Annotated in this window: 9 protein-coding genes; 4 read left to right on the top strand and 5 right to left on the bottom strand. The window is 67.3% G+C overall.

Annotated features, from left to right (window positions below):
• Positions 1–436: 436 nt before the first annotated feature.
• The 4 genes from ACFOSH_RS42550 to ACFOSH_RS42535 are packed head-to-tail and all read right to left on the bottom strand — an operon-like array spanning position 437 to position 10,023.
• Positions 437–1,927 carry a flavin-containing monooxygenase gene (locus tag ACFOSH_RS42550; protein ID WP_378247248.1) on the bottom strand — a complete coding sequence of 497 codons (1,491 nt, stop codon included), beginning with the start codon at positions 1,925–1,927 and terminating at the stop codon, positions 437–439.
• Positions 1,924–8,865, bottom strand: a complete 6,942-nt coding sequence (locus ACFOSH_RS42545) for an SDR family NAD(P)-dependent oxidoreductase (RefSeq protein WP_378247246.1) — start codon at positions 8,863–8,865, stop codon at positions 1,924–1,926. Before ACFOSH_RS42545 ends, ACFOSH_RS42550 begins: the two co-directional genes overlap by 4 nt.
• A 58-nt stretch (positions 8,866–8,923) precedes the next feature.
• Complete coding sequence (locus ACFOSH_RS42540) at positions 8,924–9,193, bottom strand: LuxR C-terminal-related transcriptional regulator (RefSeq protein ID WP_378247244.1); 270 nt, start codon at positions 9,191–9,193, stop codon at positions 8,924–8,926.
• A gap of 14 nt (positions 9,194–9,207) precedes the next feature.
• Positions 9,208–10,023 (bottom strand): hypothetical protein, encoded by an 816-nt coding sequence (locus ACFOSH_RS42535; RefSeq protein WP_378247242.1) that lies wholly within the window; start codon positions 10,021–10,023, stop codon positions 9,208–9,210.
• Positions 10,024–10,720: 697 nt separating this feature from the next.
• Here ACFOSH_RS42535 and ACFOSH_RS42530 point away from each other — a divergent pair.
• Together ACFOSH_RS42530 and ACFOSH_RS42525 are read left to right on the top strand one after the other, a co-directional pair.
• Positions 10,721–10,996 carry a hypothetical protein gene (locus tag ACFOSH_RS42530; protein WP_378247240.1) on the top strand — a complete coding sequence of 92 codons (276 nt, stop codon included), beginning with the start codon at positions 10,721–10,723 and terminating at the stop codon, positions 10,994–10,996.
• A gap of 436 nt (positions 10,997–11,432) precedes the next feature.
• Positions 11,433–11,636, top strand: a complete 204-nt coding sequence (locus ACFOSH_RS42525) for a hypothetical protein (RefSeq protein ID WP_378247238.1) — start codon at positions 11,433–11,435, stop codon at positions 11,634–11,636.
• Between the two features lie 131 nt (positions 11,637–11,767).
• Here the strand turns inward: ACFOSH_RS42525 and ACFOSH_RS42520 are convergent, their stop codons facing one another.
• Positions 11,768–12,211 (bottom strand): DUF6924 domain-containing protein, encoded by a 444-nt coding sequence (locus tag ACFOSH_RS42520; RefSeq protein WP_378247236.1) that lies wholly within the window; start codon positions 12,209–12,211, stop codon positions 11,768–11,770.
• Positions 12,212–12,581: 370 nt separating this feature from the next.
• On the opposite strand from ACFOSH_RS42520, the gene ACFOSH_RS42515 reads away from it, so the two are divergent.
• Both ACFOSH_RS42515 and ACFOSH_RS42510 read left to right on the top strand, forming a co-directional pair.
• Complete coding sequence (locus ACFOSH_RS42515) at positions 12,582–12,923, top strand: hypothetical protein (protein ID WP_378247234.1); 342 nt, start codon at positions 12,582–12,584, stop codon at positions 12,921–12,923.
• Between the two features lie 62 nt (positions 12,924–12,985).
• A partial coding sequence (locus ACFOSH_RS42510; protein ID WP_378247232.1) for a TMEM175 family protein occupies positions 12,986–13,527 on the top strand: 542 nt, incomplete at its 3' end.

Here is a 13,527-nt window from a genome sequence, read left to right as displayed (position 1 = left end):
TCACTCCTGTCACGCGAAACCGAGAGATTCGGCGCCGAGCTGACGAAGGATTCTCCTGAACACCCGACAACGTGTACGAGGTGGTCACAACGGAAGCAAATACCCGTCAGGTGCGTCGGATGGTTGACTTGCCACCGGGCTTGACAGGGTTCCTGCGACGTAAGGTACTCCCCGAGCCGGACCGAGCAGGAACGGCGAGTGTGCCGGGCCGGTATGCTCCTTGTCCGGGAAACAGTCCGACTTGAGGCTGTCCGAGGTTCATGGTCGGGTCACCTTCTGTCCGGCTTGTTCTGCCGCGCGAAGGTTTTCGATGGCCAGGACGGTATCGGCCGAGGTTCCGCCGAAGCGCGAAGTGTGCCCGAACAGTGTGCGCGGCCGCATTTCGTCCCTGCTCTTGTGGGCCGAAAGAATGAGTGTCTCGGCATGTCTCGAACTGTCAGGATCCGCCTCCCCGCTGGAAAGCATTCCGTGCGGAAAGGAATTCGTAGTCGCCCCTGCGCAGGGTGCGCAGGCGCAGGCGATAGTGCAGGGTCGAGCTCGGCCAGAGGATCGTTCCGCTCGGCGACTCGTTCTGGTACCAGTTGCGGCAGTTGCCGGGCGCCCAGACCGTCCGGGCGAAGCGTGTCCGCATCTCGGCCATGAAGCGGTCGGTCGCGTCGTGGCGGACGGTCAGGGCCCTGGCGCCGGTCGAACGGATGGTACGGATGGCTTGGTTCACATAGCGGGCCTGTGCCTCGATGTTCGGTACGACGCTCGTGTGCGGCGCGAATCCGTTCGGTCCCAGGATCATGAACATATTCGGGAAATCCGGCACCGCGAGCCCGTGGTAGCCGTGCATACCGCCCTGCCACGCCTCCTTCAGCAGCCGGCCGCCGATGCCGGCGATCTCGATCCGGTCGAACGAGCCCGTGAGGTCGAATCCGGTGGCGTAGACGAGTACATCGGTCCGGTGCTCCCCACCGGCCCCGTCGACGATCCCGTCCGGGCGCATTTCGGCCGGGCTGCCGGCCACGACGTGGACGTCCGGCCGGTTCAGCGTCGCGTAGTAGTCGGCGGAGAACAGGACTCGCTTGCAACCCAGGGGATAGTCCGGCGTCACGAGTGCGCGCAGCGACGGGTCCGCGATCTGCTCGTCGATCTTCCGCCGCACGATCGGCTCGGCGACCCGCAGCAGTTCCGGCCGGGTGTGGAAGGCGAAGCCACGTTTCTCCCGTCGCAGGTAGATCCTCAGCCGGTGCAACGACCGCGCGGCGGGGAGCCAGGCGAAAAGCCGTTGCCGCCAGGCCGGGATCGCCGCGTCCGCCTTCGGTAGCACCCACGGCGCGGAGCGCTGGAAGATCGTCAACGACGCGGCTCGTTCGGCCAGGTGGGGCACGACCTGTACTCCGGAGGCACCGACGCCGACGAGCGTCACATGCTTGCCCGTCAGGTCGACGTCGTGGTTCCAGCACGACGTGTGCCAAGTACTGCCCCGGAACGTCGCCGCGCCGGGCACCTCGGGAATCCGGGGCACGTGCAGACCACCGACTCCGAGTACGAGGAACCGGCTGACGTAGGTGGTGCCGTCCGCGGTCTCGACGGTCCACTCCGCCCTGTCCTCGTCCCAGCGCGCGCTCACCGCTCGGGTGCCGAAGCGGATCCGCGGCAGCAGCCCGTGTCGCACCGCGACGCCTCGAAGGTATCCGAGGATTTCCTTCTGACCGGCGTAAGTCGAGCGCCAGTAAGGATTCTTGGTGTGCGAGTACGAATACAGGTGCGCTTCGACGTCGCAGGCCGCACCTGGATATGTGTTGGAGTGCCAGGTGCCGCCGAGGTCCGGCGCCTTCTCCAGCACCACGAAATCGATCCCGGACCGCGCGAGTGCCACTGCCTGCCCGATCCCGGACAGTCCGGCGCCGATGATCACCGCCTCTGTTCGCGTCGTCATCGCGTGCCATCCCTGAGGAACGCGCCGATCTCGGGCCACAAATCGGTCCACACCTGATCTTCGTGTTCGCTGTCGTGTGTCAACCCGGGCACGGTGATCATTTCCGCGGGCAGGCCCGCCTCCCGTACCCGGGTGGTGAGTTCTTCCGACTGTGCGAGTGGAACGACCGAGTCCTCGTCGCCATGCACGATCAGCAGCGGTGCCTTGAGCGTGCCGACGCCGGTGAGTGGTTGCCGTTCCGGTGCGGCGAAGTAGCTTTCGACGTCGGTTAAGCTGAACTCGGAGTTCGCCGGGAGCAGCGTGCCGGGCTCGGTTTGTCCGGCCAAGAGTGTCGGCGGGTCGTACACCCCCATCAGCAACGCCGCGTGCCGCCACAGATCGGGGCGGCGTTCAAGCGCCAGCAACGCGGTGTAAGCCCCGCGGCTGGTGGCCACGATGCTGATCCGGGTGCCGTCGATCTCCGGGAGGTCGGCGAGATACTGGGCGGCCGCGATGACGTCGTCGACTTCTCCGCCGCCCATTTCGGCCATGGCGGTGAAATCGGGTCCGTGTCCGGGCGCGCCGCGCTGGTCGACGGTGAGGACGGCGAACCCCGCGGCGAGCAGGGGCGCGTGCTCGCTGAGGTGCGCGTAGTCGCCATCGTTGTTCAACGCTCCGCCTTCGCCTGGCGCGCACACCACGACGGCCGGATGCGGTCCGGGGTCCGGGGGAACGCTCAAGTGGCCGTAGATCACCTGCCCATCAGCCGAAGTGATCTCATGCGCGACGGTGGCCGTTTCGGGCTGTGAGCGGTCCAGCTCGTCGACGAGAAGCTCGGCGAGCACGCCCACGCTGAGGCTGCGCTGCAGCCGCACCGCGGGCACCGCGACCCCGAGTTGCCTCTGCAGCAGCACCCGTAGCTCGACCGCGGTGAGCGAGTCGACGTCGACCGCCTGCTCCTCACCGAGCTGCTGCTCGGTGAGGCCCGTGGTGCGCTGGAGCAACGGCGCGACGAGTGCGGGAAGCATCGACGCGCGATCGGCAGGCCCGGCCTCGCGCAGCCGGTTCCCGACGGATTCGTCCCCGCTTTCCGCGGCGCTCGCCGGAGCCACGGAGGCGAACGTCGGCAACGGCGCGAGTTGTGGATTCGCGCGTGCCCACCGCGGCCAGTCGATGTCGGCGACCGACACCTCCGTGGGCTGTGTGTGCAGCAACGTTCCCAGTTCGGTGATCAGCCTGGCGGGGGAAATGCCGAGGTGGCCGACTCGGCGAAGGGCATCGCCGACGAAGCCGTCGCGGCTCACCGCGACCCCGACATCGTCGACCATTCCCCAGCCGATGCTGGTCGCGAGAAGCCCCTGTGCGCGCCGGTAACGGGCGAGGCCATTGAGGAATTCGTTGGCTGCGGCGTACGCGCCCACGCTGACCGCGCCCAGTTGCGCCGCGAACGAGGAGAACAGCACGAAGAAGTCGAGGCTGTCGCCCAGAGTTTCCCGGTGCAGATTCCAGGCACCGTTCGCCTTCGGCCGGGTCGCCGCGATGAGTCGGGCCGCGTCGGTGTTGGACAGCAGAACGTCGTCGAAATCGGCCGCGGCATGCAAGATGCCGGCGATCGGGGGCATGTCGGCACGGACGTCCGTGAGGAGCGCACGCACCTGGGCGTGGTCGCCGACATCGGCCTTCTCCACGCGCACCTCGACGCCTTCGCCGGTCAGGTCTGTCAGCAGCTGCTCGGCAGCGGGTGTGGTGGCCCCGCTGCGGCCGACGAGCACAAGGTGCCGCGCGCCCTGCTCGGCAAGCCAGCGCGCCACAGTCCGGCCGAGGCCGCCCAGACCACCGGTGAGGACGTACGTCCGATCCGACCGGACTGGCGTCCCTGGCAACGACGATGCCGGCACCAGCACCTCCTCGTCGGCCATGGACAGCACGACCTTCCCGCGGTGCTCAGGGCTCGCCATGGCGCGGAAGGCTTCGGCGGCGTCGAGAGCCGGCCACGCGGCGACCGGCAACGGCACGATCGCTTTCTGTTCGTAGAGTTCCGCGACGGCCTGCATACATGCCCGGACGTCGCCAGGGCGCAGGGCCATCATCTGGTCGTAGTCGAAGGAGTGGAACGACAGCGCTCGCCGGGTCGAGGCGAGCCGCACCGCGTGGTCCGCGACGTCCCCCGGCTTGCCCAGCTCGACGAACCGGCCGAACGTACTCATCGCCCGGAGGCTGTGGTCGATCATTTTGCCGGGCAGCGAGTTCAGCACCACGTCGACGCCGGCGCCACCGGTCCAGCCCAGGATGTCGTCCGCGAACGACGACGACCGCGAATCGGCGACATGCGCGAAGCCCTCCTGGCGCAGGAAATCGCGCCGCTGTGCGCTGCCCGCGGTGACGAACACCTCCGCGCCGAGCCAGTGTGCGATCCGCGCCGCCGCCAGCCCCACGCCCCCGGCGGCGGAGTGGATCAGCACGCGCTCGCCGGCGCGCAGGTTCGCGAGCCGGACGAGCGACAGGTAGGCGGTGGCCACTGGGAACAGCGACGCGGCCTCGGCGGCGGACAGCGTGGCCGGTTTCTTGACCGCGCGCACCGCATCGAGCGTCACATGCGAGACGAACAGGTCCCGGCTGTGCACGAACACCTCGTCCCCGATTTCGAGATCGGCCACGCCGTCGCCGACCGCGACAACCGTGCCCGCGCATTCCATCCCGAGCGTCTCGCCGGAATGGCTGCCCTCGATCGCGTGCGGCGAGATCAGGCCGGTGTGCTTGAGGACGTCCTTGAAGTTGAGCCCGACATGGGATACCTGGATCTCGACCTCGCCGGGACCGGGCGGCCGGCGGGTGGTGGCGAGGAAACCGAGTTCACCACCGGACGACTCCAGCCGCACCGGGGTGAGGTCGGTGCGCGTGCGGACGTGGTCGAACTCCGAGCCGTCTTCGGCCTTTTTCAACCTCCGCACATACCGGCCGTCAGGGCGGAGGGAGACCTCGTCGACTCCGTCGTGAAGGACTTCGGCAAGCAGCGCCTCCTCCGACATGCCCGGGGCGAGATCCACCAACCGGCATCGCAACTCCGGCCGTTCGGCGGCGACGACGCGGCAGAAACCCCACAACGAAGACGCCGCCGGGTTCACCGTGGAGACACCTTGCGCACCCGTGGTCACGAGGAACAAGGGCACGACCGGCAGTTCCTGCACGAGCCGCAACGGTGCGGCGATCGGCGCGCACGCCGTATCGGCGTCGGAGCTGTCGACGTAAACCACACCACGGCAGGCCGAAGCCACGGAAAGCACACGATCGAGCCAGTCGTCACCGGCCGGATCCACAGCGACGACGCCTGCTCCGGCTGCGGCAAGGTCCTTGGCGAGCCCTGCCGCCGTGGCCGACGATCCGACGACGATCCACCGCCCGTCCGGTTGCCGCTCCGACGCCTCCGGTAGCGGTTCCGGCTGCCACACGTGCCCGTAGACCAGCGCCGGCGGCTCGTCCGCCGCTTCCGCGAGCCGCCTGGCCTGCAGCCCCCTGACCTCGGCGACGACTTCACCGTCGTCGGTCACCAGGGACAGATCGCATTCGATCCGGCCAGGGCCTGCGGCGGGCCGGCCCCGGCCGTGCACCCACAGCCGGGTGGCCGGGCTGCGGAAGAATTGCAGCGCCTCGATCCTGGCCGGGACGTAGGTGCCGGATTCCAGGCCATCGCCGAACATCAGCCCACCGGCGATCACCGCCTGCAGCGCCGCGTCGAGCACCACGGGGTGCAGCCGGTGGCCCTTCTGCTCGGCGGTGTCCAGCCGCAGTTCGGCGAACACCTCGCGGCTCTCCTGCCGCCACCACAGCCGCTCCACGGCGCGGAAGGCCGGACCGTAGTTCAGGCCGGTACCGCCGAGCCACGAGTACACGTCCTCGTGCCCGAGCTCCGGCAGTCCTTCAGTCAGGCCCGCGAGTTCGGTACGACGTTCCGGCAGCCGCGCCTTGGCGAAGTGGCCACGGCGCAGTTCGGCGTGCAACGTCCACACAGGATCGTCGGGCTGGGTGCGGCTGTGGAGCGTGAGTAGCTGCCGTGCCGGGTCGAAGCCTGCCCGCAGCGTCGGGATCGACGAGGGCGCCAGCACGAGCGGCCGGTGGAACACGACGTCTTCGAGGAGACACGGCTCGTCGTCCGGGAAGGCGGCCAGCGCGGCTTCCAGATAACCGGAGCCGGGGAATACCACGGACTCGCCGATCCGGTGATCATCGAGGTAGGACAGCGTCGAGGTCGACAGTTCGATGTCATGGACCGGCGTGACCCCGGCGACCGGCCTTCCGCCGAGCATGAGGTCAGTGGCGCCCAGCCGCTTTTCCCGTGACGCCACCGATTCCAGCCAATGCCGCTCCCGCTGCCACGGATAATACGGCAGATCGAGGTGCTCACGCGGTCCCGGATGCACCCGGTCCCACGACGGATCGGCGCCGGCGGCATACCGCTGACCGAGCGCGGTGAGCAGGTACTCGCGCTGTGGTTCCCCGCGGCGTGACGACGCCAAGCGGAGGATGTCGTCGGACCGGTCGGCCAGCGCCTCGTCGATCGCGGACGCGAGCACCGGATGCGGCCCGATCTCCAGCACGGCGCCGGGAGCCCGGGTGAGCACGCGCCGGAACGCGTCGGCGAACCGGACCGTCTCGCGGACGTTGCGCCACCAGTAATCCGCATCGAGTTCCAGCCCCTCGACCTGGTCGCCGGTGACCGTCGAGAAAAGCGGGACTTCCGCACGGCGCGGGCGAATCTCCCGCAACGCGGCGAGCAGCGGTTCGCGGATCTCCTCCATCTGGTGACTGTGGTACGCCACCTCGACGCGGAGTGGTTTCACCGACACTCCCGCGTCTGTCAACTCCCGGCTCACCGCTGCCAAGGCGTCGTGGTCACCGGCGAGCGTTGTCGCGTACGTGCTGTTGACCGCGGCGATCGCGACACCGTCCCGCAGATACGCGGCGACCTCGTCCGCGGGCAGGTCCACGGCCGCCATCGCGCCGCGTCCGGCAAGGCGTGACTGCAGGTTCGCGCGGTGGAAGCTGATGGTAAGGGCGTCTTCGAGCGTGTACACGCTCGCTGCGTAAGCGGCGGCGACCTCGCCGACACTGTGGCCCACGACGAAGGCCGGCTCGATTCCCCACGCCCGCCACAACGCGGTGAGCCCTGCCTGCACCACGAAATTCGCGACCTGCGCGTACAAGGTTTCGGTCAGCCGTGATTCGGCTTCGTCGCGGTCGAGCTCGTCCGCCATGCACACGCCGAATTTCGCCAGCACCTCGTCGCAAGCCGCGACGACCTCGGCGAAACGTGGTTCCGTCGCCAGGAGTTCACGACCCATACCCCACCACTGCGGGCCCATTCCGGTGTACACAAAGGCATTTCCCGGCCGCGTCGCCCGCCTCGGCTCGACGGTCAGTTCCCGTAGCTTGGCTGCCGCCTCCGCCGCGTCCCCGGCCACCACGAATGTCCGCAGTGGATGGTGCTCACGCTGCCGCGATGCCGCCCTGGCAACCCGCCGCAGAGACGGGCTTTCCGGACTTTCCAGCGCTGTCGCGTAGGAATCCACCAGCGCACGCAAGGCTTCCGGGCTTCGCGCCGACAGCGGCAGAAGAACCGGCCCGGCCGCCGGCTCGGCCGCCGCGGCCGGCTCGGAGCCCGTCCACTGCTCCAGGATGGCGTGTGCGTTCGTCCCGCCGAAGCCGAACGAGTTCACCCCGGCCCGGCGCGGGCCCGCCGACTCCGGGAACGGCACCATCTCCGTCGGCACCCTCAGTGGAAGCCGGTCGAACGGGATCTTCGGATTGGGCCGTTCGAAATGCAGGTTGGGCGGGATCAGTCCCTTGTCGAGACACAGCACCGCCTTGATCACCCCGGCGATACCCGCCGCCGCTTCGGTGTGCCCGAAGTTCGCTTTGACCGATCCGATCCAGTGCGTACGCGAGGAATCACCCAGGACCTCACCGATCGCGGTGGCCTCGATCGGATCACCCACTGCGGTACCGGTGCCGTGGGCTTCGAAGTACCCGACGGACGCCGGCTCGACGCCCCCGACCTGGCAGGCCCGCTCGATCAGTACCCGCTGGGCGTCCACACTGGGCACGGTGATGCCCGGTGTGCGGCCGTCCTGGTTCGCCGCCGTGCCACGCACGACCGCGTGGATGTGGTCGCCGTCACGCACCGCGGCGGGCAACGGCTTCAGCAGCAGTACACCCGCGCCCTCGCCACGGGCGTAACCGTTGGCCCGGTGGTCGAACGACTTGCATCGGGCATCCGGCGAAAGGAACCGCCCCTTGGCCATCAGGACCGTGGTGACCGGATTGACCATCACGTTCACCCCGGCCGCCACCGCGAGGTCGCAGTCCCCACGGGAAAGCGCCCCTACCGCGTGGTGCAGCGCGACCAGCGACGACGAGCATGCGGTGTCGATGGTCAACGCCGGGCCGCGCCAGTCGAACGCGTACGACAACCGCGCGGCCAACATCGTCAAGCTCACGCCGGTCGGCGTGGCCGAGCTGACGAGATGCCGGTTCGAGTCGGTCAGTTGCAGCGTCGCCGCGTCGAAGGTGAATCCACCGACGTAGACACCGATGTTGCCGGCCGCGGTCGACTTCGGCGGGATCCCGGCGTTCTCCAGTGATTCCCAGGTGACCTCCAGCAGCAGCCGCTGCTGCGGATCCAGCGCGGCCGCCTCGCGCGGCGACATCCCGAAGAAGCCCGCGTCGAACTCGTCGACCGGATTCCGCAGGAAACCACCCTGCTGTACGAACATCCGGCCCGGTGCGGCCGGATCCGCGTCGTAGTGGTCACCGATGCGCCACCGGTCGACCGGGATGTCGCCGATCGCGTCGGTCCCGGACGCGACCAGTTCCCAGAAACTCGGCATGTCATCGATCCCGCCCGGAAAACGGCAGCCGACGCCGACGATCGCGACCGCTTCTTCCGCACCCCTTGGCTCCATCAATCCGCCTTTCGACCGGTCATCCCAACTGTGGTCAGGATGCGCGCACTCGGCCGTGTCAAAGACAGGATGTGTCCGGTCTACTGGCGATTGTGTACAAAGAGGCAGGCCTACAGGACAGAAACTCGAATAGCACGCAGTTCACCTCATCCGGAGATCGCGAGTTTGTGGTAGATGTCGGAAAGATGAAATCCACTGTGGAGGTGGTCAGGCGCAAGCGCTTTGCAATCTCTCCGTTGCGCAGTCCCGCCTGGGCGAGGTTCGCGACCTTACGCTCTTTCGAAGACAACTTCGAGGTGTCGCAGGTCTCCGACCACCTTCGGATCATGTCGTCGGCACGCTCTATTCACGCTTTGTTGCCCGCCGCCGCCGCTGTTTTCCGGAAGTCTCGTAGCGCGGGCTGAACCTCGTCGTGACGTCCCTCGATTTCAGCTTGACCGCGAGTTCGTATTGAGCCTGCATCAACGTGCTCCGCGCGCCACCGCGAGTCAGGACTTCGACCGCTTTCTTCAAGATGCCGATGTTCCAGCCTTCGGTGTGCACGAGGCCGACGGTGCGCAAAGCGGTGCCGATCGCGCGGGTGGTGCCCCAGCGCCGCGCGTTGGCGAGTTCGTCATCGGCCAGGTGGAGGGCCACGGTTTCGCGTCCGCTGAGTGCCGCCCCCGACCGCCAGGGGATGACGGCGGGATTGGTGACACCCCAGCCGGCGAGTTCCCGGCCGCAGGAGATGAAGTCTTCGTAGGCCGATTCCGGTTGCCCGATCGCCATCCTGAGAAGACCGCGTGCCGCGAGTACTTCGGCGCGATCGACGAGGGCTTCCAGACTACCGCTGAGTGAATGCCTGCGCAGCAGTTCGTCAGCGCGATCGAATTCGCCGAGCTCGACCAGCGCTTCGATGGCCCAGGACACCGCGAGCGCGGCGCCGTCAACGGCTGCGATACGAGCTCGCAGCACGGTCAGCGCGATGGATTCCGTCCACCCCGAACGCGCCATCGCGCGGTCGAGGTGGAACTGCGCCGCATCGCCCTCGTCGAGGTAGGCGAGCGACAGGATCGAGTACCAGAAGCTGCCGACATCGCGCCAGTTGAACGACTTCAGTTCCCGGTGCGCGAGCTCGGCCGCCTGCCGCGGGTCTGTCCCGTAATTCACTAGCAGCATCGATCTGCACAGTGTTCTCGAATCGGTCGCGTCCCGCCTCGGCACTGACGTCAAGCCGAACGGGAAGTCCGTCGGCATCGGGACGTTCGGGCAGCCGCTCTTCGCCACTGCTCAAGTCATTCAGCCGCTGTGGCGCCACGTTGAGCACGTCGTCCGTTGGAGCATCGACACCCGCCCCGACATCGCGCTGGCCCTGGCCGATCCACTCTCCGCTCAGGCCGCTGGCGCAGTCCGCGACAAGGCCGTGACTGCTCCCGTCAGTTGACCCTCAGCCGCTTCCCCATCCCCACTGGTCTCTCTGACTGGTCGACCACAGCATTGTCGACTCTCTTTCCCGAAGGGATATTTAGCGATGCAGGCAAGGACTCTCACTGTCGCCCTAACTGCCTCCGAACCACTGATCGTCGAGTTTTATGCCCAAACCGTCTCCGCTGCGCCAAGTGCGAGCGTCCAGGTGGCGCTGAGGCGGTACGTGTGCCGATCCGCTGTGCCCGTTTTTCTCGCAGCACTTCCCGATCAGGCAGGATCGCTTTCGGTGACGGTCCAGATCAAGACTTACGGCCTAGGGTCCTCATCCGGGGAAGAACGGATTCGTTGCGACGTGGCGGACGTGACCGTTACCAGCAGGACTGGCGGCCGCCCTCGGTGAGGACGCTGCTCGAACAGTGAGACAGCATTGCGACGACCGAAGGTTCTCATGACCAGTGACTCGACCCGCACCAAGGCAGACAAGCCGCGAAGACAACCCGTGTACCGGCTGCCGGGTGTGAACGGAGAAGGATTCGCGGTGCCACTCGCCGGGAGCACCCTCGCTCGCGCCGCACGGTTGGTCCGCCGTCTGGCGCGGGACGAGGTGGACGGCGCCGAATTGCTGGCAATGCTCGGGCTCGACTCGACCGAACAGGCCTCCGCGACCAGACAAGACCGCATCGCCGCGACGACCGAACGGGACTCAAGGCCGCCACAGCCGTAAGTCGGCCAAATTTGCCCTGGCTCCCGAATCCCCAGACTCGATGCGCACGCATCGGCCTGGTCGACGCTCCCTGCCGTCGGACGCGCAACTCTGCACCGATTGCCACCGTGAACCGACCACCCCGTCCTCTTCAACACCGTCCTCCGCCGACACCGCACTCTGGGCCCGGCTTCAACTCCTCCCTTGGCCCAACTCAGCCAACGCCGGCTACCGACTCGCTGACGCGGTCGGTGCCGAACGAGGCCGCCGCGGTGCCGCTCGCGACATCAAGAACGGACTCATCGAGTTCCAAGGCACACCAGTCACCGGCGAGACCGTGGACATCGCCGACCTCCTCCTCGACCCTGCTACAAGGACTCACCGCCCGAACGACACAAGAGAAGAAACCCGAGATCACGGTCCTCAATCGAGCCGCCCTGATCGCGCTACGCCGACAATGGGACAAGAGCACTTCAGACCACTCGGCGACTCCGACATCCAGCCCGGCACCATCCACGCCGACGCGGCGAACACACTGGCCGCCGAGGGACACCCGGTCGACCACGCCACCATCACCCCGTACATCACGCACACCATCCGCCGGCTCGGCGACCTGGTGCTCGACCTCGACCCGCCCGACGCGGTACCGACACCCGGCTAGACCTCGAACCCCGCGCACTGTTCCCCGGCAGCCCGCCCGCGTAGCCCAAGATCGGCCCGAGGCCTGGACCCACTCACGCGGATGTCACGCGTGGACAGGGGCGGGCATGCGCAGGAGGCCGCTGGCCGGTCTTAGAGGCTGCGGAACACGCCGTCATCGTCAGCCTCTTCGGCGTAATCGGCGAAACTCATGTTGGCGATGGAGAGATTGGCGTCGATCGAAGGGAGTTCGGAAACGAGGGCGCGGAACGTGCCTCCTTTCTCCTCTTCCTCCTCTTCGTCGTAGTAATCGTTGTCGACGATGAGCAGGCTGCGATCCTGTGGCCGCTCTACCGGCTCGGCGGTGACCGCATCCGCTATGGCGATGTACGGGTATCCGGCGTCGTCCGGCACCAGGTTCAGCAACTCCTCCGCCGTCGCGCCCTCGTAAGAAGAATCGTCGATGAGCCGCAGGTTCGCGAGCAACCCCTCGGGTAAATATTTACGGATCAAGTCACACAGGTCGTCCCATACCGGCTGATGGTCGAAATCGGTACGGACCAGCAGCGCACCGTCACCATCGGGAAGTGTTTTCACGCGTCTTTTCTACCAGGCGTCGCGTCCCCGTCGCACGGTTTCTGCGCTCGCTGGCAATGCGGTGTGCCCCTTCGTACCGCACAAGTCCTAGGTGTATTGACAAGATCCGACTCTGATGTAAATGATCTACCGGGTAATGGGCCATTATCCGGTAGCTTGATCCACGACAGGATTCGGCGAGCTGGGTGAACATGTCGCCGATCGGTGCGCGACTTCCGGTCGGTCGATCAGGGCGGGGGTTCGGCGATGGCGGTGACCGTGACGAAGTTGGAGAACCGGCGGCACATGCCGTCCGCCGGCGCGGTTCGACCGGGTCGCCGTGCAGGTCGGCCCCGGCGATCTGGAACCGCAACCGCGCCGCGGTCGGCTCGTGGCTGACCTGGTGCGCCGGCAAACAGCACTGGACTGCCCCCGAGTTGCCGGCCGCGATGGAACGGCGGCGGGAGAACGACGACTTCGGCTGCTGGACCGGATGTCGGACCTGCCCGCGCTCGTGCTGTCGGCCAAATCCGACATGCTCGCAGGGAACTCCCTCGCCGCCGACTGTGTCGGCTGCCTGCGGACCGCTCAGACCCGCTACCCACACGACCCCGACCTCGCCGGCCTCATCGACGGCCATGCTGTGCTGGTCTACTCGGCCGTGCCGGGCACGCCCGGGGCCTCAGCGGTGGACCTCCTCCGCGTCACCGGCCTCGTGAATTGCGCCGGGTGATCGGCCAGCGGATAGTGCCGTACGGACTTGGTCGGCACAAGCCCCCTGACAGGAGCTCGGCTTTGAAGCAGCATGGATCTCCCGAAAGGCTGGTGTTCTTCACCGACGCCGTCGTCGCCATCGCCTTGACGCTGCTGGTGCTGCCGCTCACCGACCTCGTGCCGGAACTGGTCGCGGAAAACGCGCCCGCGGTCGAAGCCGTGACCGACAACTGGCCGAAGATCTTCAGTTTCCTGCTCAGCTTCGCCGTGATCGGCCGATTCTGGGTCACCCATCACCGCATCTTCGAGCACGTACGGACCTACAGCGGGCCGCTCGTCCTCGCCAACTTCTGCTGGCTCCTCACCATCGCGGTACTACCGTTCCCCACAGAACTCGTCGGCGCCTACGACTCAGAGCGCTTCACCGCCGTCTTCTATCTCGGCACTCTCCTCGCCAGCAGCCTGTCCCACACCGCACTGGTGCTCATCGTCCGCCACGACCCGGAAATCCGCGGCGACACCGAACCGATGACCGACCAATGGGTACTCAACTTCGTCTTGACCACCGCGGTCTTCGCACTCGCGGTACTGGTCGCGTTCATCGAACCCGGCCTCGGATACCT

Source organism: Amycolatopsis speibonae, assembly GCF_042647925.1.
In the GTDB taxonomy this organism is placed as follows: domain Bacteria; phylum Actinomycetota; class Actinomycetes; order Mycobacteriales; family Pseudonocardiaceae; genus Amycolatopsis; species Amycolatopsis speibonae.
Note: the sequence above shows the minus strand (reverse complement) of the source record. Positions and strands in the feature narration are given on the sequence as shown.